The 22109-nt window shown below is 65.3% G+C and carries 20 protein-coding genes; 9 read left to right on the top strand and 11 right to left on the bottom strand.

Annotation, left to right across the window (positions count from 1 at the left end; translation table 11 throughout):
- The 3 genes from lipA to M8J71_RS08310 all read left to right on the top strand — a co-directional run.
- Window positions 1–977: lipoyl synthase (gene lipA / locus M8J71_RS08320; RefSeq protein ID WP_256247462.1), on the top strand; the 977-nt coding region annotated here is incomplete at its 5' end.
- Window positions 978–1064: 87 nt separating this feature from the next.
- A complete protein-coding gene (locus M8J71_RS08315; protein WP_256247461.1) occupies window positions 1065–1817 on the top strand; it encodes a DUF4191 domain-containing protein in 753 nt (250 codons plus the stop codon).
- Window positions 1818–1978: 161 nt separating this feature from the next.
- Window positions 1979–2323 (top strand): DUF3817 domain-containing protein, encoded by a 345-nt coding sequence (locus M8J71_RS08310; protein WP_256247862.1) that lies wholly within the window; start codon window positions 1979–1981, stop codon window positions 2321–2323.
- Window positions 2324–2335: 12 nt separating this feature from the next.
- Here M8J71_RS08310 and M8J71_RS08305 read toward each other — a convergent pair whose 3' ends face one another.
- On the bottom strand, window positions 2336–2773 hold the full coding sequence (locus M8J71_RS08305; protein ID WP_256247460.1) for an RDD family protein: 438 nt from the start codon (window positions 2771–2773) through the stop codon (window positions 2336–2338).
- Window positions 2774–3063: 290 nt separating this feature from the next.
- Here M8J71_RS08305 and glnA (M8J71_RS08300) point away from each other — a divergent pair, with 290 nt between their 5' ends.
- Window positions 3064–4488, top strand: a complete 1425-nt coding sequence (gene glnA / locus M8J71_RS08300; RefSeq protein WP_050055503.1) for a type I glutamate--ammonia ligase — start codon at window positions 3064–3066, stop codon at window positions 4486–4488.
- A gap of 147 nt (window positions 4489–4635) precedes the next feature.
- On the opposite strand, the gene M8J71_RS08295 is transcribed toward glnA (M8J71_RS08300), so the two are convergent.
- From M8J71_RS08295 to glnA (M8J71_RS08275), 5 genes are all read right to left on the bottom strand, one after another.
- On the bottom strand, window positions 4636–5283 hold the full coding sequence (locus tag M8J71_RS08295; RefSeq protein WP_256247459.1) for a hypothetical protein: 648 nt from the start codon (window positions 5281–5283) through the stop codon (window positions 4636–4638).
- Window positions 5284–5578: 295 nt separating this feature from the next.
- Window positions 5579–6112 (bottom strand): GNAT family N-acetyltransferase, encoded by a 534-nt coding sequence (locus M8J71_RS08290; protein WP_256247458.1) that lies wholly within the window; start codon window positions 6110–6112, stop codon window positions 5579–5581.
- A 5-nt stretch (window positions 6113–6117) separates the two neighbouring features.
- Entirely contained in the window at window positions 6118–6576 is a 459-nt protein-coding gene (locus M8J71_RS08285; protein ID WP_256247457.1) for a VOC family protein, read from the bottom strand.
- Window positions 6577–6645: 69 nt separating this feature from the next.
- Window positions 6646–9657, bottom strand: coding sequence for a bifunctional [glutamine synthetase] adenylyltransferase/[glutamine synthetase]-adenylyl-L-tyrosine phosphorylase (locus tag M8J71_RS08280; RefSeq protein ID WP_256247456.1), 3012 nt, complete (start codon window positions 9655–9657; stop codon window positions 6646–6648).
- A 9-nt stretch (window positions 9658–9666) separates the two neighbouring features.
- On the bottom strand, window positions 9667–11007 hold the full coding sequence (gene glnA / locus M8J71_RS08275; RefSeq protein WP_163163079.1) for a type I glutamate--ammonia ligase: 1341 nt from the start codon (window positions 11005–11007) through the stop codon (window positions 9667–9669).
- Window positions 11008–11266: 259 nt separating this feature from the next.
- Here glnA (M8J71_RS08275) and panB point away from each other — a divergent pair, with 259 nt between their 5' ends.
- Window positions 11267–12163 carry a 3-methyl-2-oxobutanoate hydroxymethyltransferase gene (gene panB, locus M8J71_RS08270; protein ID WP_256247455.1) on the top strand — a complete coding sequence of 299 codons (897 nt, stop codon included), beginning with the start codon at window positions 11267–11269 and terminating at the stop codon, window positions 12161–12163.
- A 54-nt stretch (window positions 12164–12217) separates the two neighbouring features.
- Here the strand turns inward: panB and M8J71_RS08265 are convergent, their stop codons facing one another.
- Entirely contained in the window at window positions 12218–12382 is a 165-nt protein-coding gene (locus M8J71_RS08265) for an SPOR domain-containing protein (RefSeq protein ID WP_256247454.1), read from the bottom strand.
- Between the two features lie 118 nt (window positions 12383–12500).
- On the opposite strand from M8J71_RS08265, the gene map reads away from it, so the two are divergent.
- The 3 genes from map (at window position 12501) to M8J71_RS08250 (ending at window position 15079) form a co-directional block, all read left to right on the top strand.
- Window positions 12501–13379 carry a type I methionyl aminopeptidase gene (map, locus tag M8J71_RS08260; RefSeq protein WP_163163073.1) on the top strand — a complete coding sequence of 293 codons (879 nt, stop codon included), beginning with the start codon at window positions 12501–12503 and terminating at the stop codon, window positions 13377–13379.
- A gap of 123 nt (window positions 13380–13502) precedes the next feature.
- Complete coding sequence (ppgK, locus tag M8J71_RS08255; protein ID WP_163163072.1) at window positions 13503–14306, top strand: polyphosphate--glucose phosphotransferase; 804 nt, start codon at window positions 13503–13505, stop codon at window positions 14304–14306.
- 2 nt (window positions 14307–14308) lie between these two features.
- The gene (locus M8J71_RS08250; protein WP_308292951.1) at window positions 14309–15079 is read left to right on the top strand and encodes an SDR family oxidoreductase; all 771 of its coding nucleotides are present in this window, start codon (window positions 14309–14311) and stop codon (window positions 15077–15079) included.
- Between the two features lie 98 nt (window positions 15080–15177).
- Here M8J71_RS08250 and nrdR read toward each other — a convergent pair whose 3' ends face one another.
- From nrdR to M8J71_RS08235, 3 genes are all read right to left on the bottom strand, one after another.
- On the bottom strand, window positions 15178–15684 hold the full coding sequence (gene nrdR / locus M8J71_RS08245) for a transcriptional regulator NrdR (protein ID WP_256247453.1): 507 nt from the start codon (window positions 15682–15684) through the stop codon (window positions 15178–15180).
- 154 nt (window positions 15685–15838) lie between these two features.
- Window positions 15839–17236, bottom strand: coding sequence for a histidinol dehydrogenase (gene hisD / locus M8J71_RS08240; protein WP_256247452.1), 1398 nt, complete (start codon window positions 17234–17236; stop codon window positions 15839–15841).
- Between the two features lie 4 nt (window positions 17237–17240).
- Complete coding sequence (locus M8J71_RS08235; RefSeq protein WP_256247451.1) at window positions 17241–17792, bottom strand: hypothetical protein; 552 nt, start codon at window positions 17790–17792, stop codon at window positions 17241–17243.
- A 125-nt stretch (window positions 17793–17917) separates the two neighbouring features.
- Between M8J71_RS08235 and M8J71_RS08230 the strand changes: the two genes are divergently transcribed.
- The gene (locus tag M8J71_RS08230) at window positions 17918–18418 is read left to right on the top strand and encodes a flavin reductase family protein (protein WP_256247450.1); all 501 of its coding nucleotides are present in this window, start codon (window positions 17918–17920) and stop codon (window positions 18416–18418) included.
- Between the two features lie 97 nt (window positions 18419–18515).
- Here the strand turns inward: M8J71_RS08230 and dnaE are convergent, their stop codons facing one another.
- Window positions 18516–22073: a DNA polymerase III subunit alpha gene (gene dnaE / locus M8J71_RS08225; RefSeq protein ID WP_256247449.1), complete on the bottom strand. Its 3558-nt coding sequence runs from the start codon at window positions 22071–22073 to the stop codon at window positions 18516–18518.
- Window positions 22074–22109 lie beyond the last annotated feature (36 nt).

Raw genomic sequence — 22109 nt, 5'->3', positions numbered from 1 at the left:
TGCGCGTTGAACAGCGCAACTCTGCTGTCCCGGTGGAGCGGAAGCCGGACTGGATCAAGGCCAAGGTCCAGATGGGCCCGGAGTTCGTCCAGCTCAAGAACCTGGTGAAGAAGGAAGGCCTGCACACCGTGTGTGAGGAGGCCGGCTGCCCCAACATCTTTGAGTGCTGGGAGGACAAGGAGGCCACGTTCCTGATCGGCGGGTCCGAGTGCACCCGGAGGTGTGATTTCTGCCAGATCGATACCGGCAAGCCCTCCCCGGTGGACCGGTTCGAACCCACCAAGGTGGCCAGGTCGGTGCAGGCGATGCAGCTGCGCTACGCCACCGTCACCGGCGTGGCCCGCGATGACCTCGAGGACGAGGGCGTGTGGCTGTACGCCGAGACGGTCCGCAAGATCCACGAACTGAACCCGGGCACCGGCGTGGAGCTGCTGATCCCGGACTTCTCCGGCAAGCCCGAACACATCGCCGCGATCTGCGACTCCAAGCCCGAGGTGTTCGCGCACAACGTGGAGACCGTGCCCCGGATTTTCAAGCGGATCCGGCCGGCGTTCCGGTATGAGCGGTCCCTGGATGTGATCACGCAGGGCCGGAACCTGGGCATGGTGACCAAGTCCAACCTGATCCTGGGCATGGGCGAGACCCGTGAGGAGATCTCCGAAGCGCTGCGGGACCTGCACGAGGCCGGCTGTGACCTGATCACCATCACCCAGTACCTGCGCCCGTCCGAGCGGCACCTGCCGGTGGACCGGTGGGTCAAGCCGCAGGAGTTCGTGGACCTGCAGGACGAAGCCACCGAGATCGGGTTCCTCGGCGTGATGTCCGGCCCGCTGGTCCGTTCCTCCTACCGCGCCGGCCGGCTCTGGGCCACCGCAATGCGCAAGAAGGGCTGGGACATCCCCGCAGAACTGGCCCACATCGAGTCCTCCGGCACCACCCGCCAGGAAGCCAGCTCCCTCCTCGCAGCCCACTCCTGACCCCGGAAACTCTTCATCCCCCAAGGGCCGGCACCGGAAGTCTTCGGTGCCGGCCCTTGGGCTTTGGTCACGTAGAATTAAGTCACTATGGCGAAATCCCCTGATTCCAGCAACTCCACTCCGTCTGGCTCCAGCGCAGTCAAGCGTGGCCTCTTCTCCCGCAAGCCGAAAGAAGCAAAGGTCAAGAGGCCCAGCCGGCTCAAGCAGATCGGCGAGGTCTTCAACATGACCCGCCGCCACGACCCCATGGTTCCGTGGCTTATGCTGCTGGTTTTCCTCGGTGTTGTGGCTGTCAGCTTCCTGGTGGGATTCTGGCTTGAAAACTGGATCACGGGCCTGATCATCGGTATTCCGCTGGGCCTGCTGGGAGCCACGCTGATCCTCTCGCGGCGCGCGGAACGTGCGGCTTTCGCCCAGATTGAAAACCAGCCCGGCGCCTCCGGCGCCGCTCTGGGAACGCTTCGGCGCGGCTGGATCACCGAGGAACAGCCAGTCGCCGTTAACCCGCGCACGCAGGACGCCGTGTTCCGCGCCATCGGCCGCCCCGGCGTCGTGCTGGTCAGCGAAGGCCCCACGCACCGTGTGAAGCCGCTGCTGGACGCGGAACGCAAGCGCCTGGCGCGGATCCTTCCCAACGTCACTGTGCATGTCATTGAGAGCGGCCGCGGCGAGGGCCAGGTTCCCATCAGCCAGGTAGCGAAGAAGATGGGCAAGCTGAAGAAGGAACTGACCAAGCTTGAGGTGAATGCCGTGTCCAAGCGCATCGCTTCGCTGGGCAACCGTCTCCCCATCCCCAAGGGCATCGACCCCTACAAAGCCCGCCCCAACCGCGGACGCTAGAGCGCACGCCCCGGTTTCCGGCCATGAGCCGGGACCGGGGCTTTTTCATGCCGGCCTACGGCGCAATACCGACGACAGGACAGGACACAGTGGAACAGGACACAGTGGAACAGGACAAGGCGAAACAAAACGAGGCCCAACAGGACCAGGTGGAGTCTTCCGTGAGGAATGCCGTGCTCCGCGCCTTCCGGATTCTCGCGATCGCCGAAGCGTTCAGCTGGGCGGCGCTTCTGGTGGGCATGTACTTCAAGTGGATCGCCGGCACCACGGAAATTGGCGTGCAGGTGGCCGGGCCCGTCCACGGCGCCTTGTTTGTGGGCTACGGGATCGCGGCGCTGGCACTCTGGCGGCTGCAGCGCTGGCCGTTCGTGGTGGCCCTCTTCGCAGGCCTTTCCGCCGTCTTCCCGTTTGCCACCCTCTGGTTTGAGCGTTGGGCCGGCAAGCGGGGGTACCTTGCGGCTGCCGCAGCCGGGGCTCCGGCAGCGAAGGAAGCCAGCCGGGTCTGAATCCCGGGGCTCCTACCGGCGCAGGAGCAGCGTATCCATCGCTTTGTCGTGGAGACCGCGGTGGTCAGGATCGAAGATGACGGCGGGAACCACCAGGCAAAGCAGCACCGACCTCACCACCGCGGCCAGCGGTCCCGGCGCTCCGCCGCCGGCTTTCACCACGTGGATGCCGGCGGCGCGGTGCCCGATGCTGTAGCCAAGCGTGCCCACCAGGAGGATTTGTTCGACGGCGAAAATCGCCAGGGTGGCCCAGGCATCGCCCCCGAAGGCGAAATTGCTGATGAGCAGCGCAATGCCCCAGTCGATCATGATCGCGATGATCCTGCGCCCGGCCCGGGCAATGGAGCCGGATCCGGATTCCGGAAGCCCAAGCCGCTCACCCGGATACTTGGAGATGCCCGAGGTGTCAGGGCCGGTGAGCCAGGAGCCAATGTCTTTGCGATCTACCACCGTCCAAGTTTACTTCGGTTCCTTCGCCCACACTGTGGAAGCGGTTAGACCACAGTGTGGACGGCGGATAGCCTTTCCATATCAGGGCATTCTGTAACCTGCCCGAAACAATGCGGACACGGACGGGAAATGCCGCGTCCATAGGCTGTTAGCAGTTTCAAGCAAATCCACCGGCAGACATGTGCAGCGGGTACTTTCAGCAGGGAAACACTGCGGCGTTTCCCTGCTTTGGATTGCGCTGGATCAGATGGCTTTCACGCCAGATAGTTACATATGCGTTAGGAGCATAGATGTTCAAGACTGCGGACGAGGTCCTCAAGTTCATCAAAGACGAAGACATTAAATTCGTCGATATCCGTTTCACCGACCTTCCGGGTGTCCAGCAGCACTTCAACGTCCCGGCCAAGAGCGTTGACGCCGACTTTTTCATCAACGGCCAGCTCTTCGACGGATCCTCCATCCGCGGTTTCCAGGGCATTGCCGAATCCGACATGCAGCTGATCCCGGACGTCACCACCGCGTTCCTGGACACGTTCCGCATGGAGAAGACCCTTGCTCTGAACTTCTCCATCGTCAACCCCCGCACCGGCGATCCCTACCACCGCGACCCCCGCGGCGTGGCTGAGAAGGCCGAAGCCTACCTGGCCTCCACCGGCATCGCTGACACCGCCTTCTTCGCTCCCGAAGCCGAGTTCTTCGTGTTCGACAACGTCCAGTACCAGTCCTCCCCGCAGGGCAGCTTCTACAAGATCGATTCCGAGGAAGCCCACTGGAACACCGGCCGCGAGGAAGAGGGCGGAAACCTCGGTTACAAGACCCCCGTCAAGGGCGGCTACTTCCCGGTCTCCCCCACCGACAAGCAGGCTGACCTGCGCGACGCCATGTGCGTCGCCCTGGACGAAGCCGGCCTCGAGGTCGAGCGCAGCCACCACGAAGTGGGCTCCGCCGGCCAGGCTGAGATCAACTACAAGTTCACCACCCTGACCCACGCTGCCGATGACCTGCAGAAGTTCAAGTACGTCATCAAGAACACCGCAGACGCCTGGGGCAAGTCCGTGACGTTTATGCCCAAGCCGGTCTTCGGCGACAACGGCTCCGGCATGCACTGCCACCAGTCGCTGTGGAACGGCGGCGAGCCGCTGTTCTACGACGAGAAGGGCTACGCCGGCCTGTCCGACACCGCCCGCTGGTACATCGGCGGCCTGCTCAAGCACGCCTCCGCCGTCCTGGCGTTCACCAACCCGACGGTGAACTCCTACCGCCGCCTGGTCAAGGGCTTCGAAGCTCCGGTCAACATGGTCTACTCGCAGGGCAACCGCTCCGCCGGTATCCGTATCCCCATCACGGGCACCAACCCCAAGGCCAAGCGCATCGAGTTCCGCGCGCCGGACCCCTCCTCCAACCCGTACCTGGCATTCGCTGCCCAGCTGATGGCCGGCATCGACGGCATCCGCAACCGCATCGAACCGCCGGCACCGATCGACAAGGACCTCTACGAGCTCCCCGCAGAAGAAGCCAAGGACATCCCCAAGGCTCCGGGCACGCTTGAGGAAGCCCTGGAGGCCCTGGCGGAGGACAACGAGTTCCTGCAGGCCGGCGGCGTGTTCACCCAGGACCTGATCGACACCTGGATCGAGTACAAGTACGAGAACGAAATCCGTCCGCTGTCACTGCGCCCGAACCCCTACGAGTTCGAGCTCTACTACGGCGTCTAGTTACGGTCTGCGGCTAATGCGGGCATAGTCCGCCAACATGCTGCAGGACCTTAAGACAGGAAAAGGCCGGCTTCAGGGTTTCCCCCTTGAAGCCGGCCTTTCTGCTGTCCGGATCCGCCAGGCTGCCGGCCGGTCCGTTTGTCCGCCTCACCGAAGCGGGTGCGCTTCCTCCTCACCGCCCGTAACGGACGGCTGTACGGCGACGCGGGTGAATTCGGTTGGCAGTTCAGCGTCCGGGGAAGCGAGAATGACGGTGGTGCGCTCCGCTGTGTCCACGTCAGCGATGTCCGCGTTGTACAGGTTATTGGCCTCACACTTCAGTGCGGCGCCCTGTTCCTCATCCAGGCTCTTGCCATTCATGGACCACCCGAAGTCGTAGCTGAAGGTGGGTGCCCAGCTGTGGAGCGCATCGGCAACGCTGGTGAACGTGGACTGACGGCCTTCTTCACTGAAGGCGTTCACCGTGTACAGATTCACTGGTGCGGTGCCTGCGCGGTTGTCCACATCCGCAACAAGGTATGAAACGGGCGCTGCTCCAACCTTTGCCCTGTAGGCGTCGATTGCCGCCACAGCAGGGTCCACCACAGGTGTGGGCAACGTGAAAGTAATGCGGGCCCCTGAGGCCGTCGTTAACCCGTATGACGCGGCGGGCACCGCCCCGGGTGCCGTGACCGATAGCAGGTCGGCGACCGGGACCGCCGCTTCCGCCGTCGGGCTGCCCTGCACCGGCGCCGGCGCTGAACAGGCCGTGAGCAATAATACAAAGGCCGGCAGGGCCATCCTGAGCTGCTTCATGGCTTCCCAAACTACGTTTGTAGCCCCCAGAGCTATCGATGTAGAACCCAGCATAGGGGCCCTCCACTGGCTGCGGAAGGGCCGGCACCATGTTGTCCGGAGGTACCGCTCCGAAGGACCGCTCCTGAAAGGTGGGGATCCGGCTCCAGACGTGCTGAGACCGGGAACCGGATCCCCTGACGATGCTCCCCGAGACGAAGACTTTGCAAGCCTTCCCCCCAACAAGGTTTGAAGAACACCGTCAATCCTCATACTCGGCCAATACCGGACCGAGCGCAACGCCGGCCCTGCCCGGTTACGGTGCGGCGGACCGGTCAAAACCGCGGAACATGATCCGCTGGGATCCGGCTGGGCCCCCCGAATATTGGCCGCGGTCCTCAAAGCCGGCGCGGCGGTAAGCGGATAATCCTGCCGGATTCGATTCGTTCACGGAAAGGACGACGCCCGCCTCACCGGTCCCATGCCTGGCGCTAAGTTTTTCGGCGGCTGCCACCGCGGCGGCCGCACCCAGTGGGCCAAGGCCTTTGCCCTGTTCACGCCGGTCGATCAGGAATCCCCGCAGCAGCCAGGCCGAATCGTCGTCCGGCCAGCCCGCCAGCCGGGCTGCTCCGGCCTGCAGCGTGAGCACGCCGACGGCCCGGCCGCGGCATTCCATCACATAGGGCCGCCGGGAGTCCTCAGCGAGCCCCGCCAGGACCATCCGCAGCGGATCACCGACGAACTGCTCCTGGCCCGGCCCGAGCTCAAGCTCCGCCACTGCGCCCAACTGGATGGCACGTGCGTCGTCGTCGAGGTCCTGAAGCGAAATCAGCCAGACGATGGGGTCCACGCCGCTCAGGACCGCGGGCCGGCGGACCCGCCAGTGGACATGGAATCAGCCGCCACGGAATCAGCCGGCGGACCGGCAGGATCCATCCACATCACTTCCCAGAGGTGGCCGTCCGGGTCCTGGAAGCTGTGGTTGTACATAAATCCGTAGTCCTGGGGGTCTTCGGACGGGGACCCGCCGGAGGCCAGGGCGGTCTTGACGGCCTCATCCACCGCCTCCCGGCTGTCCACGGAGTAGGCGATGATCGCTTCCGCGGAGTCCTTGCTGTTGGCAACCCCCTTGGACGTGAAAGTCTTGAAGAAGGTGTCCACCAGGAGCATGACGTAAGCATTCTCGTTGATGATCATGCACGTGGCATTCTCATCCGTATAGTCCGGGTTGAAGGAGAAGCCGAGGGCAGCGAAGAACTCCACGGAGCGGTTCAGGTCTTTAACGGGCAGGTTGAAAAAGATTTGGGTAGCCATGGCCTCAAACTAACACCGGCCCCGGACAAGTGTCAGCCACTTCCCAACGGACAAGGCGCAGCAACCGCGTTAGTGGCCGTAGAAAACCCGCTCAAAGACTGCCCTGGCCCGGCGGCTGACGCGCAGGTAGTCCTCTTCCAAAACCGCGGCCTGGCCGGGTTCGTAACCGCACCACCGCGCCACGGCTTCCAGGTCACGCCGTGAGGATGGCAGCAGGTCCGAGGCCTTGCCGCTCCAGATGACGTTTGCAGACCTGATCCGGCTGGCAAGGCGCCAGGCAGCCGCCAGCAGGTCCGCGTCGTCCCCGTCCAGCAGCCCGGCGCGCGTTGCGGCTTCGAGCGCACCAATGGTGGACGTGGTCCGCAGCTCCTCGTGGTTGCCGGCATGCTGAAGCTGCAAAAGCTGGACCAGCCACTCGACGTCGCTGAGCCCGCCCCGGCCCAGCTTGAGGTGCCTGGCGGGATCAGCCCCGCGGGGCAGGCGTTCTGATTCAACCCGTGCCTTAACCCGCCGGATTTCGCGGACATCCTGCTCCGATATGGATTCCGGATACCTGAGGGGATTGATGAGGTCGAGGAAGTCCGCGGCCAGGGCGTCATCTCCCGCCATCGGCCGTGCACGCAGCAGCGCCTGCGCCTCCCAGATGAGCGACCAGCGCCGATAGTACTCGGCGAAGGAGTCCAGGGAACGGACCATGGCGCCGCTCTTGCCTTCCGGCCGCAGGTCGGCGTCCACCTGCAGCACCCGTTCGGCCATAATGGCCGGCTTCAGCGGCTGGGTCAGGAGGCTGGAAACCTTCGCCACTATCCGCGATGCCTGCTCCTGTGCCTCCACCTCCGAAAAGCCCGGCAGTGCCCTGTGGACGTACATCACATCGGCGTCGGACCCGTAGCCGATTTCGCGGCCGCCCTGCCGGCCCATGGCAACCACCAGGACAGCCGTTTTCAGTGGCCCCTTGGCGGAGACGATTCCTTCCGCCACGCGCAGCGCGCCCAGCACCGCAGCCCTGTCGGTGTCCGCCAGGGCCGCTCCCACGCGGTCCTGGTCCAGCAGTCCGGCGGAGTCGGCGATGGCGATCCTCAGCGTCTCCCGCCGCCTGATCAGGCGGATCAGCCGCATGGCACTTTCCGGATCAGCATGGCGGGACATTTTGGAGGTAATCTCCTGCCACTGTGCTTCAAAGGTGACCGGCACCAGGTCCTTGTCATGGCCGAGCCACGCCACCGATTCAGGCGAGACTTCCAGCAGGTCAGCGATCAGCCGCGAATTCGACAGCATGTGGCACAGGCGCTCGGCGGCAGCGTTGGAGTCCCTGAGCATTCCCAGGTACCAGTGGGTGGTGCCCAGGGCTTCGCTGACCCGGCGGAAGGCGAGGAGGCCGGCATCGGGATCCACGCCTTCAGCCAGCCAATCGAGCAGGATGGGCAGCAGCTGCCGTTGCAGCGCAGCCCTGCGGCTCACCCCGGCGGTGAGGGCTTCGATGTGGCGCATGGCGCCCTTCGGGTCCCGGTAGCCGAGGGCAGCAAGCCGGCCCTGGGCGGCTTCGGGCGTGAGCCTGGCGTCTTCGCTGCTGAGTTTGGCTGCGGTGTTGAGCAGGGGCCGGTAGAAAATACGCTCATGCAGCTCACGCACCGAGCGCTTTGTTTTCTGCCAGGCCGCCAGCAGGGCGTCGGGATGCGGACGCTCATTGGAAAACGGCCCCAGAACTGCCTTGGCCAGCGCCCGGAGGGCCGGCTCGCCCACCGGCATCAGGTGAGTCCTGCGCAGCTGGAAGAGCTGGATGCGGTGCTCCAGCAGGCGCAGGTAGCGGTAGGCGTTGTCGAAGGCCGCGGCATCGGTGCGTCCGATGTAACCGCCTGCTGACAAGGCCGCGATGGCGGAGGTCGTGTCGCGCCGGCGCAGGCTTTCGTCGGACTTGCCGTGGACCAGCTGGAGCAGCTGCACCGTGAATTCAACGTCACGAAGTCCGCCGCGGCCCAGCTTGATCTGCCGCTGTTCCTCGGCTTGCGGAATGTGTTCCGTGACCCGGCGGCGCATGGCCTGCACGGACTCAACGAATCCGTCGCGGCTCGCTGAACTCCAGATCAGCGGCGCAATGGCGTCCTCGTACTGCCGGCCCAGGGCGACATCGCCGGCGATGGTGCGGGCCTTCAGCAGTGCCTGGAACTCCCAGCTTTCGGCCCAGCGTGCGTAGTACGTCTGGTGGGAGGCGAGTGTACGCACCAGCGGCCCGGACTTCCCTTCCGGCCGGAGGTTGGCATCCACTTCCCACAGCCCGGGTTCCCTGGCGACTGATGAAATGGCGCGGGAAATTCCGCTGGCAAGGGCAGCGCCGATGGTGCTGGCCTGCGCGTCCTCCAGGCCGCCCGCGTCCACCACATAAATGACGTCGACGTCGGAAATGTAGTTAAGCTCGCGCGCTCCGCACTTGCCCATCCCGATGACTGCAAGGCCGACGTCGGCCACGTCCGAGGCGCTGAACTGGCCCGCTGCCTCGGCGCGCGAAACAGCGAGGGCCGCCTCGATTGCTGCGCCGGCGAGGTCTGCGAGCTCCCCGCCCGCCAGGGGCAGGAAGTCCAGTGGATCCGCCGCGCACAGGTCCTTGACCGCAAGATCCACCACCCCCCGGCGGTACGCCGTCCGCAGGGCGGCGTACGCCTCCGTACCGGTGACCCCGGCGATGGGCCGGGCGGCCCGCGGATCGGCGCCCACCGAGTGGAGGAGGGCAGCGCGCAGAGCCGAAGCATCCGCCTGCAGGGGCTCGGGGCTGGGACGCACATTAAGGGCGTCGAGGTGCTCGGGGTGGCGGATAAGGAACTCCCCCAGCGCCTCTGAAGCCCCCAGCACCCGGTAGAGGGGTTCACTCGTTTCCGGATCGGCGCCCGCCAGTTCGCGAAGGGCAGGATGCTTTTCGATCAGCCGCACCAGGGATTGAAGGGCTGTGTCCGGGCTGGCTGCCATCTGCAGCCCCGCAAAGAGCCGGTCTTCGTCCAGTCCAACAAGTTCACGGGCAGCCAGGAACCGCTCGCCCTTCTCCAGGTCGCTGAAGCCGGCCGAAATCAGGCGCCGTGCGAGGCTCACAACCGATGCCTAGAGGATTCCCAGGTTGCGCTGCAGCTCGTACGGCGTCACCTGGAGCCGGTAGTCCTGCCACTCGGCGCGCTTGTTCCGCAGGAAGTGTTCGTAAACCTGCTCGCCCAGGATCTGGGGCATCAATTCAGAGTCTTCCATCGAGCGGATAGCCTCATGCAGGCTGGCCGGAAGGGGATCGTGCCCCATCGCGCGGCGCTCCGCCGAACTCAGCGACCAGACGTCGTCCTCGGCGGCAGCCGGCAGGTCGTAGCCTTCCTCGATGCCCTTCAGCCCGGCGCCCAGCAGGACGGCGTAGGCAAGGTAGGGGTTGGCTGCGGAATCGATGCCGCGGTACTCGATCCGCGCGGACTGGCCCTTGCCCGGCTTGTACAGCGGAACGCGGACCAGGGCCGAGCGGTTGTTATGTCCCCAGCTGAGGTAGCTTGGGGCCTCCCCGCCGCCCCACAGCCGCTTGTAGGAGTTCACGAACTGGTTTGTCACCGCGGTGAACTCGGGAGCGTGCTTGAGGATGCCGGCAATGAATTGGCGCGCTGTCTTGGACAGCTGGAATTCGGCGCCGGCCTCATAGAAGGCGTTGGTGTCGCCCTCGAACAGGGAGAAGTGGGTGTGCATGCCGGAGCCGGGGTGCGCGGTGAAGGGCTTGGGCATAAAGGTGGCGTAGGTCCCCTGCTGGAGCGCCACTTCCTTGATGATTGTCCGGAACGTCATAATGTTGTCCGCCGTCTGGAGTGCATCCGCGTAGCGCAAATCGATCTCGTTCTGCCCCGGCCCGGCTTCGTGGTGGCTGAACTCCACCGAAATGCCCACGGATTCCAGCATCGTTACGGCCGTGCGGCGGAAATCCTGGGCCACTCCGCCCGGGACGTGGTCAAAGTAGCCGCCCTCGTCAACCGGCACCGGCGCGCCGTCCGGGCCTGGCTCCTGGGATTTGAGGAGGTAGAACTCGATCTCAGGGTGGGTGTAGCAGGTGAACCCCATGTCCGCGGCCTTGGCGAGGGTGCGCTTGAGGACGTTGCGCGGATCTGCGGTGGAAGGCTCACCGTCAGGCGTCAGGATGTCGCAGAACATGCGGGACGTCTGCTCGGTTTCGCCGCGCCACGGGAGGATCTGGAAGGTGGACGGGTCCGGCTGCGCGAGCATGTCGGACTCAAAGACACGCGCGAGCCCTTCAATGGCTGAACCGTCGAACCCGAGGCCTTCTTCGAATGCGCCCTCAACTTCGGCCGGCGCCAGCGCCACGGACTTGAGTGAACCCACGACGTCGGTGAACCACAGGCGTACGAAACGTACGTCGCGCTCTTCGATTGTGCGCAGGACAAACTCTTGCTGGCGGTCCATGATGGCCTCTTCTCCGGTCAACGTCCATGCCCCGGTCCGCAGAATGCCGGCAGCAGTTCACAAACACTGTACTAAGCAATTGACGCCCGCGCTGGAGCCTGCAGGCCGCGTAACACAGCGTTAACACGGCGGCCGGGGAAATCACAGCAACAGCAGCCCCTGCCCGGGCGCCGCTAACGCCTCAGTTATGACGCGAATCACCCATGCTGGGAACCAACGCCTGTAGCTAGGACCGCTGGTGCCGCATTACGCTCGTGCCATGGCCTCAAGCAACCGCCCTGACTCAAGCACGTCCGCCGACGTCCCCGCCCCCTACGGCAGCGGGCCCGGCCAGGGCGCGCCGCCACCATCGGAGCGGAAGCCTGCCAAGGTGCGCGTCCACCACCTTCAGCAGGCCAAGAAGGACGGAACCCGGTTTGCGATGCTGACTGCCTACGAGCAGTACACGGCAGAAATCTTCGATGCTGCCGGCATCGAGGTGCTCCTCGTGGGCGACTCGGCGTCCAACAATGTCTTCGGCAATGAGACCAGCCTGCCGGTAACCGTGGATGAACTGCTGCCCCTGTGCCGCGCAGTAGCAAGGTCCGCCAGGCGCGCCCTCGTCGTGGCCGACCTGCCGTTCGGCAGCTACGAGGTTTCCCCCGAGCAGGCCGTCGCCGCAGGCGTGCGGTTCCTGAAGGAAGGCCTGGCGCATGCGGTCAAAATCGAAGGCGGGAAATACTATGCGCCGACGGTCCGTGCCATGGTGCAGGCCGGGATTCCGGTGATGGCCCACATCGGCTTTACGCCGCAGAGTGAGCACGCGCTGGGCGGTTACCGTGTCCAGGGCCGCGGCGACGACGCTCAACGCCTGATTGACGACGCCGTGGCGTTGGCTGATGCCGGCGCCTTCAGCGTGCTGATGGAAATGGTCCCCGCGGAGACGGCGGCGGCAGTGGATAAAGCCGTTTCCGTTCCCACCGTGGGCATCGGCGCCGGCAAGGAGACCACCGGCCAGGTGCTGGTCTGGCAGGACATGGCCGGGCTCCGGGGCGGCAGGATGGCCAAGTTCGTCAAGCAGTACGCGGACCTTCGGACCACTCTCCTGGATGCGGCCGCGGCCTACGGTGAGGATGTCAGGTCCGGCCAGTTCCCCGGGCCTGAGCACACTTTCTAGTCTCAGGTTCTCCGGAAGCAGGCCGGCGCCAGGCCGGCCTGCCCTGCATGCCCGTCAGTCGTCGTCGTCCTTCTCCCAGGCTTCATTGCGGGCGCGGACCTTCTCCAGGGCGTGCTCCGCTTCTGCCCTGGTCTTGTAGGGGCCGATCAGCTGGCTCCAATCCGAGAGCCGGTCCTCCTCCACCTCGTGGGTTTTGATGTTGTACCAGTACTCAGTCATCGTTGTTCCCCGTTCCGGCAGGCAGGAACCTGCGTGACGCGCGTAACTTAAACCCTTACGCGGGACAGACGCGGCTCCCGGTTGTTAGGCCTTCTGTGGTGCCTTATATGATCAATCTATGCCTTCCCTTGCCTCGACTGCACCCATCGGCACCCTTACCCCGGGAACCGTCAGCCCGCAGCGTCCCGTACCGGCGTCCATTCCCCGCCCCGAGTATGTGGGCAGGCCGGCACCCGCGAAGTTCACCGGCTCCGAGGTAAAGTCCGCGGAAACCGTCGAGAAGATCCGCGTGGCCGCAAAAATCGCCGCGCAAGCCATCGTTGAAGTGGGCAGGCACATCGAGCCTGGTGTCACCACCGACCAGCTGGACAAGGTGGGCCACGAGTTCCTCCTTGACCACCACGCCTACCCTTCCACCCTCGGATACCGGGGATTCCCCAAGTCCTTGTGCTCGTCCCTGAACGAGGTCATCTGCCACGGGATCCCGGACACCACCGTTGTCAACGACGGCGACATCCTCAACATCGACATCACGGCCTATATCGACGGCGTCCACGGCGACACCAATTACACCTTCCTGGTGGGGGATGTTGACGAGGAGTCCCGCCTGCTCGTGGAACGGACCCAGGAATCCCTGAACCGTGCCATCAAGGCCGTTGCCCCGGGACGCGAGATCAACGTGATCGGCCGCGCCATCGAGTCCTACGCCAAGCGCTTTGGCTACGGGGTGGTCCGGGACTTCACCGGCCACGGTGTCGGCGAGGCCTTCCACACCGGGCTCATCATCCCGCACTACGACGCCGCCCCCGCCTACAGCACGGTGATTGAGCCCGGCATGGTGTTCACCATTGAACCGATGCTGACGCTGGGCACCGTGGAGTGGGACATGTGGGCCGACGACTGGACCGTTGTAACGCGGGACCGCAAGCGCACGGCCCAGTTTGAGCACACCCTGCTGGTCACCGAGTCCGGGGCGGAGATCCTGACCCTGCCCTGACCTGCAGCAGTCCCGAGCTTCCCAACAGTTTTACCGGTCAGCCAGCGCCGTTGACCACGCAACTACCGGGCCGGCTTCCCGCCGCCCCTTCCCTGCCCGCCCCTGCCACGAACGGAAAACCCATTGGCCAAGAAGGACGAGAAGTCGCACAAGAACGCCCCGCTGATCGGCATCGACATCGGAGGCACGGGAATCAAGGGCGGCATCGTCGACCTGAAGAAGGGCAAACTGCTGGGTGACCGCTTCCGCGTTCCCACCCCTCAACCGGCCACCCCGGAGTCGGTTGCCGAGGCAGTGGCACTGGTGGTTTCCGAGCTCTCGGCACGGCCTGAGGCGCCTGCTGCCGGCTCCCCCGTTGGCGTCACCTTCCCCGGCATCATCCAGCACGGCGTGGTCCACTCTGCCGCGAACGTGGACAAGAGCTGGCTCAACACCGACATCGACGGCCTCCTGACGGCGCGCCTGGGCCGTCCGGTCGAGGTCATCAACGACGCCGACGCCGCCGGCCTCGCGGAGGCCCGCTATGGCGCCGGGGCAGGGGTCGCCGGCACGGTTCTGGTGATCACCCTCGGCACGGGAATCGGCTCGGCCTTTATCTTCGACGGCAAACTCGTTCCGAACGCCGAGCTGGGCCACCTGGAGATCGACGGCCACGACGCGGAAACCAAGGCCTCCGCCGTGGCCCGTGAAAGGGACGGCCTCACCTGGGACGAATACAGCGTCCTGCTGCAGCGCTACTTCTCCCATGTGGAGTTCCTGTTCTCCCCCGAGCTGTTCATTGTGGGCGGGGGCATTTCCAAGCGGGCGGACGAGTACCTGCCCAACCTCAAGCTCCGCACGCCGATCGTGCCTGCGGTCCTGCGGAACGAGGCCGGTATCGTCGGCGCCGCTATCGAAATCGCCTTGAAGCACAAGCTCGCCAAATAGCGGTGGGCGTCATTTCCGGCCCTGCCACCCGCGGCGTCATGGTGGTCACCGGTGCCAGCCGGGGCATCGGTGCCGCCACCGCCCGCTTGGCTGCCCGCACCGGTTACGCCGTGGTGGTGAACTACTCCGCCGATGCTGACGGTGCCGCGGCGGTGGTAAAGGACATCACGGACGACGGCGGCACGGCAGTACGTGCCAAGGCCGACGTCAGCGATCCCGCCGCAGTCCGCTCCCTGTTCGACGCCGCCGCGCGGCTTGGGCCGCTGACTGCAGTAGTAAACAACGCGGGCATCACCGGCAACCTGATCGGGAACCTCGTGGACATGCCCGCTGAGAACATCCGGCGGGTCATGGATGTCAACGTCACCGGGCTGATCTACGTCTGCCAGGAAGCGGTGCGGCGTCTGAACAGCCGGGCGGGCGGCGCCGGCGGTTCCATCATCAATATCTCCTCCACCGCCACCAAGGCAGGTTCCCCCGGAACCTGGGCGCACTACGCGGCGTCCAAGGGGGCGGTGGATGTGCTCACCACGGGCCTGGCGGCTGAAGTGGCAAAGCAGGGCATCCGGGTCAACGCAGTTGCCCCCGGGAGCACCAACACCGGCTTGCACGCCGCGGCCGGGATGCCGGACCGCGTTGAGCGGCTCAACCCGACCATTCCGCTCGGCAGGGGCGCCGAACCCGAAGAGGTGGCGGCCGCCGTACTGTGGCTGATGTCGGCGGAGGCGGGCTATATCACCGGCGCCGTGCTGCCCGTTTCAGGGGGAAGGTAGCCGGCCGGGCCCTTTGCAGGCGGCAGGTGTGCCTCTGCAGGCGGCAGGTGTGGTGCCGGTGGTGGCTGCGGCTTCCCCTCCACTGCCACCACCGGAGCTTACAGTGCGCTCTTTTCGGAGCTTCTGGCACCCTTGGCAGGAGTACCCTTTGCGTCCTCTTCGGCTTCCTGGCGGAGCAGGGCGATGGCCGATTCGAAATCCTCCAGGGATTCAAAAGCCTGGTAGACGCTCGCGAAGCGGAGGTAGGCCACCTTGTCCAGCTTCTGCAGCGGACCGAGGATAACGAGTCCCACCTCGTGGGCGTCGATCTCGGCGGCGCCGGATGAGCGGATCTGCTCCTCGACTTCCTGGGCGAGCAGCGCGAGGTCGTCCTCGCTGACAGGGCGTCCCTGGCAGGCCTTGCGGACACCGTTGATGACCTTGCTGCGGCTGAAGGGCTCCCCCACGCCGGAACGCTTGATGACGGACAAACTGGTGGTCTCCACCGTGGTGAACCTGCGCCCGCATTCAGGGCACTGGCGGCGCCGGCGGATGGCCGAGCCGTCGTCCGCCATGCGGCTGTCAACCACCCGGGAGTCGGGGTTGCGGCAGAACGGACAATACATGGCGTCCCTTCTTTCGCTGGATGTTCGTCGCTGGTGGCTTGCTTACTGATGACCGCTGCGGCAACGCACAGGCCGCCCGGTATTGCCTCTCAGTTTACGTCCCGGCACACCCTAATCACAAGCCTGTAACTACTACATGTTGTGGTTGGTCCTACTAGATATCGGAGCCCGGCAGGTCCTGGCCCCCTGGGAACCGGGCCGTCACGGCCTCGCCGTGGGCGGGCAGGTCTTCTGCGCCGGCGAGGCTGACGATGTGCCCGCTTACTTCCGCCAGGGCCTCACGGCTGTAGTTCACTACCTGGATGGCACGCAGGAAGGTGGTGACGTTCAAGCCGGACGAGAAGGCAGCCGTGCCGCTGGTGGGCAGTACGTGGTTGGAGCCGGCACAGTAGTCGCCCAGGCTGACGGGGCTGTAGTCCCCAACAAAGATGGCGCCGGCATTGCGGATCCTCGCGGCCACACCGGTTGCGTCCCGGGTCATGATTTCCAGGTGTTCTGCGGCGTATGCGTCGCAGGCAGCGATGCCCTGTTCCAGGTCGTCCACCAGGACCACTCCGGACTGCGGGCCGGACAGTGCTTCGCGGACCCGGCCGGAGTGCTTGGTGGCCGCGGCCTGTTTGTCCAGTTCCGTACGTACGGCAGCCGCGAGGTCCTCGGAATCCGTAATCAGCACCGAGGCTGCCTTGGGGTCGTGCTCGGCCTGGCTGATCAGGTCGGCGGCAACCAGGGCAGGCTGGGCCGTGGAGTCCGCCAGGATGGCAATTTCGGTGGTGCCCGCCTCGGAATCGATCCCTACCGCACCCTTGACCAGGCGCTTGGCCGTGGCGACGAAAATGTTGCCCGGCCCGGTCACCACGTCCACCGGTTCAAGGGCCGGACCGGCCTCCGTCGCAGGAACCCCGTAGGCGAATGCGGCAATGGCCTGGGCACCGCCGATGGCGTACACCTCAGTGATGCCGAGCAGTGCAGCGGCCGCAAGGATGGTGGGATGCGGCAGCCCGCCAAACTCCTTCTGCGGAGGGGATGCCAGGGCAATGGACTGCACCCCGGCTGCGAGGGCCGGAACCACGTTCATGATCACGGAAGACGGGTAGACAGCCAGGCCGCCGGGGACGTAGAGTCCCACCCGCGCCACCGGCACCCAGTTCTGGCTGACCACCGCGCCGTCCCCGAGTTGGACCTCCACGTTGCGCGGACGCTGGCCGTCGGCAAACCGGCGTGCCCTGCTGATCGATTCCTCCAGCGCCCGGCGGACGGCCGGATCCAACTGCTGAAGCGCCGCCGAGAGGGCATCCTGCGGGACGAGCGGGTGGTCTTGCGCCACCCCGTCGAAGCGCAGGGCCAATTCGCCCAAGGCAGCGAAACCCCGTTGCCGGACGGCCGCGATGATGTCGAGGACCTTTTCCTCCGCGTCGGCCACCGTCTGGCCCTGGGCGCGCGGCACCGCAGCGCGAAGTCCAGCGAGGGTCAGGTTCCGGCCCCGGAGGTCAACGGTCCGGAAGCTCACGGCGGAAGCGGCGGGGGTGGCGGGAAACTCCGAAGAAATGGTCACCGCACTATTTTACGGGCCCAACTCCAACGGGCCGCGAACTGTCCGCGCCGCCGTCGTCCTTCCTGCCGTTGTCCTTCCTTCCGAGGAGGCGCATCAACTCCAGCACGAAGACGGACACGGCAGTGGCAGCGGGCCACAGCAGCAGCACGGGCAGTGCGCGCAACGAAAAGGCAATGCTGGCGTTGGCCGAGGCGTCCACGTCAGGGCCCCACAGCTGCGCGGACAGCAGCCCGGCCTGCCAGGCGAGGACTGCGCCGCATAAGGCGCCGGCCAGCCCCATCAACAGGTCGGCCTGCGGATCCCGGCGCTTTTTGTCCGCCAGGAACACCGCCAGGAGGCACCCCGCGAAGACCAGCAGCCCGGCCAGCGTGAGGTCCCTTGGCAGCCACACCAGGGGGTTGGTGCCGGCCCCAAGGGCGGGGTCCCTGGTGATCAGGTTGAGGCCGCCGGGCGCCAGGATCCACCAGAGGATTCCAGCGGGCACGCCCGCCGCTGCCGGGACCGCGAGCAGGGCCCAGGGCAACCGCGGACGTACCCGGCGGGTTGTTTTCGTCATGCAACAAACCTTAACAAATGTTCCAGCGGCTTAACGGCCGGACGTGGGGCTTCAAGAGATTCCCTGCCCGGCCAGCGGGACCATACCCTTGAAGGAGAACGCAGCCATCCACCACAGGAGTACCCGTGACCGTAAATGACGTACCGTTTGAGCGGACGTTCAGGGAAATGTTCCGGCGCCATGCCGCGGGCGTTGCCATCATCACGGTCAACTACCAGGACAAGCCGTTCGGATTTACCGCCACGTCCGTAGCGTCGCTGTCAGCGCAGCCCCCGCGTTTCACCTTCAACATGGCGCGCAGTTCCAGGTCATGGCCGGCCGTGGCCAACACCAGCTACCTCGGGGTCCACATGCTCGGCCTGGAAAACCAGCAACTCGCGGACCGGTTTGCCGGGGCCGGCAACCGCTTTGAAGGCGACCACTGGGATGTCGGGCCGCACGGGGTTCCGGTGCTCAAGGACGTGGCCGGCTGGTTGATCGGCGAGGTGCAGATGCGCCTCTCGTTCGAGAACAACGCGGTTGTGGTGGTCCAGGTGGTTGACGGCCAGGTGGGCGGGGACGGCTCGCCGCTGCTCTACCACGGAGGTGGCTACAGCCAGCCCGTGCCGCTCGACTACGAAATCTGACAGCCTTCACCCACCAGACAGCAGCCGACGGCGGGATGCGCTCCCGCCGTCGGCTGCTGTCTGGTGCCCCTCCCCGGAGCCCTTCTCGCCGGAGCCCTTAGGCGTCCAGGCAGGCGGGGCCCAGCAGTACCTTCAGGTCGCCAAAGAGCGACGGGCTCGGGTTCACGCGGAGGTGTACCGGCAGTCCCATGATTTCGGTCCTGGTGTCGCCCTGCAGGTGCAGGCGGACTTCCGAGTTCCCGCGATGCGTCCGGAGCACATCGCCCAGCTCCGTGACCACGGCCTCGGTGGCCTTGTGCGTGGGCATGGTGATCACCAGTGGTCCGTTCAGCCCTTCGCTCAGGTCCGGAACGGACAGTTCCATGCAGTTGAGGGTGATCGCGCCGTCGTCACGCTTCTGCAGGCGCCCCTTGACCACCACGATCAGGTCTTCGGCGAGCACCGAGGCAATGGGGCCATACACCTGGCCGAAGAACATCACTTCCATCGAACCGCCCAGGTCCTCCACCTCGGCCCTGGCGTAGGCGTTGCCGCTGGCCTTCGCGATGCGCCGGCTCAGCGACGTAATCATGCCGGCGATGGTGATGATGGCGCCGTCCTGCGGCCCATCCTCGCCGAGGACGGACGTGATGGTCATTTCGGCGTGCTGGCTCAGCACCCCTTCAAGGCCCTGCAGCGGGTGGTCCGAGACATACAGCCCCAGCATGTCCCGTTCGAAGGAGAGTTTGTCCTTCTTCTCCCACTCCGGAAGGTCAGGGATATCGATGCTCAGCGACGACTCCGACTCGGCCTCCTCAAAACCGGCGAAAAGGTCGAACTGGCCAATCGCCTCGTTGCGCTTGAGCGTGATAACGGAATCGATGGCCTCCTCATGGATCATCGCCAGGGCACGGCGGTGATGGCCCAGTGAGTCGAACGCGCCGGACTTGATGAGCGATTCGATGGTGCGCTTGTTGCAGACCACTGCCGGCACCTTCATCAGGTAGTCCTTGAAGGACGTAAACGCGCCCTCGCTTTCGCGGGCGGCCACCATGGCTTCCACCACGTTGACGCCCACGTTGCGGATGGCGCCCATGCCGAAGCGGATGTCGTTGCCCACAGGAGTGAAGTTCAGCGCGGACTCATTAACGTCCGGCGGCAGCACGGTGATGCCCATGCGCCGGCATTCGTTCAGGTAGATGGCGGACTTGTCCTTGTCGTCACCCACGGAAGTGAGCAGCGCGGCCATGTATTCCGGCGCGTAGTGGGCCTTGAGGTACGCGGTCCAGTAGGAGATCACGCCGTATGCGGCGGAGTGTGCCTTGTTGAATGCGTAATCCGAGAACGGCAGCAGGATGTCCCACAGGGTCTTGACGGCCTCCATGGAGTAGCCATTGTCCTGCATGCCCTGGGAGAAGCCCGCGAACTGCTTGTCCAGCTCGGATTTCTTCTTTTTGCCCATCGCGCGGCGGAGGATGTCTGCCTGGCCCAGCGAGTAGCCGGCCAGTTTCTGGGCCACCGCCATCACCTGCTCCTGGTACACGATCAGGCCGTAGGTTCCGCCGAGGATCTCTTTGAGGGGCTCCTCCAGTTCCGGGTGGATGGGGATGACTTCCTGGATGCCGTTCTTGCGCAGCGCGTAGTCGGTGTGGGCGTTCGCCCCCATGGGCCCCGGCCGGTACAGGGCGAGGACAGCGGAGATGTCTTCGAAGTTGTCAGGCTTCATCAGCTTGAGCAGGGAGCGCATCGGCCCGCCGTCGAGCTGGAACACTCCCAGCGTGTCACCGCGGGCCAGCAGCTCGTAGGACGGGGCGTCGTCGAGTTCCAGGGACTCCAGGTCCAGGTCGATGCCGCGGTTCATTTTGATGTTTTCCAGGGCGTCGGAAATGATCGTGAGGTTCCGCAGCCCCAGGAAGTCCATCTTGATCAGGCCAAGGCCCTCACAGGTGGGGTAATCGAACTGCGTGATCACCTGGCCGTCCTGGATGCGGCGCATGATGGGGATGACGTCGATGATCGGATCCGAGGACATGATCACGCCGGCGGCGTGGACGCCCCACTGGCGCTTCAGGCCCTCAATGCCCAGCGCGGTCTCGAACACCTTGGCGGCTTCCGGGTCCGTGCTGATCAGCTGCCGGAAATCGCCGGCTTCGCCGTAGCGCTTGGCCTCAGGGTTCTGGATGTCCGCCAGCGGAATGTCCTTGGCCATCACCGCCGGGGGCAGCGCCTTGGTCAGCTGCTCGCCCATGCTGAACGGATACCCCAGCACGCGCGAGGAGTCCTTCAGCGCCTGCTTTGTTTTGATCGTGCCGTAGGTGACGATCATGGCAACGCGCTCGTCGCCGTACTTGCGGGTCACGTAGTCGATGACTTCCGGGCGGCGCCGGTCATCGAAGTCGACGTCGAAGTCGGGCATGGAGACGCGGTCCGGGTTCAGGAACCGCTCAAAGATCAGGCCGTGGCGCAGCGGGTCCAGGTCCGTAATGCGCATGGCGTAGGCCACCATGGAGCCGGCGCCGGAACCACGGCCGGGACCTACCCGGATGCCGTTGTTCTTGGCCCAGTTGATGAAGTCCGCCACCACCAGGAAGTAGCCGGGGAAACCCATGGACGTGATAACGCCCAGCTCGTAATCGGCCTGGGCACGCACCTCGTCCGGAACACCGGCGGGGTAACGGTACTCGAGCCCCTTGGCTACTTCCTTGACCAGCCACGAGGTCTCGTCCTCGCCGGGCGGGCAGGGGAACCGCGGCATGTAGTTGGCGCCGGTGTTAAAGGAAACCTCGCACCGCTCGGCGATCAGGAGGGTGTTGTCGCACGCATCGGGGTGGTCCCGGAACAGCTCACGCATCTCCTGCGGTGACTTCAGGTAGTAGCCGCTGCCGGAGAAGGCGAAGCGGGAGCCGCCGTTGTCGTACGTGGGTTCCAGGAGGGTGGAGCCGGACTGGATGGCCAGCAACGCCTCGTGGGCCTTGGCGTCGTGCTCGTGGGTGTAGTGGAGATCGTTCGTGGCGACGAGGGGAAGGTTCAGTTCCTTGGCGAGCCGCAGCAGGTCCCCGGTGACCCGCCGTTCGATGTCCAGCCCATGGTCCATCAGTTCGCAGAAGTAGTTCTCGGCGCCGAAAATGTCGCGGAACTCGGAGGCTGCCTCAAGCGCCTCGCGGTATTGGCCCAGCCGCAGGCGCGTCTGGATCTCCCCTGAGGGGCAGCCCGTGGTGGCGATAAGCCCCTCGGAATAGGTGTTCAGCAGTTCCCGGTCCAGCCGCGGCCATTTGCCGAATACCGCATCCAGGGAGGCGATGGACGACGCCCGGAACAGGTTCCGCATGCCCGCGTTGTTGTAGCTGAGCAGCGTCATGTGGGTGTACGAGCCACCGCCGGAGATATCGTCCTTGCGCTGGTGCTCCTCACCCCATCGCACCCGGCTTTTGTCACCGCGCGCCGTTCCCGGAGTAACGTAGGCCTCGACGCCGATAATCGGCTTGATCCCCTTGTCCGTGGCCTTCTTCCAGAAATCGAAGGCGCCGAAGAGGTAGCCGTGGTCCGTGGTGGCAATGGCGGGCATGCCCAGCCGTTCGGTTTCGTCGAACAGCTCTCCGAGCCGTGCGGCACCGTCCAGCATTGAATACTCGGTGTGGTTGTGGAGATGGACAAACGAGTCGTTGCTGGAAGTCACCGCACTATTCTATGCGCTGGCCCGGCTGGCAATTGG

Origin of the sequence: Pseudarthrobacter sp. R1, from assembly GCF_024494415.1 — a bacterium.
Lineage (GTDB): Bacteria > Actinomycetota > Actinomycetes > Actinomycetales > Micrococcaceae > Arthrobacter.
The sequence above is the reverse complement of the archived record's forward strand: the minus strand, read 5'-3'. Positions and strand labels throughout refer to the sequence as shown.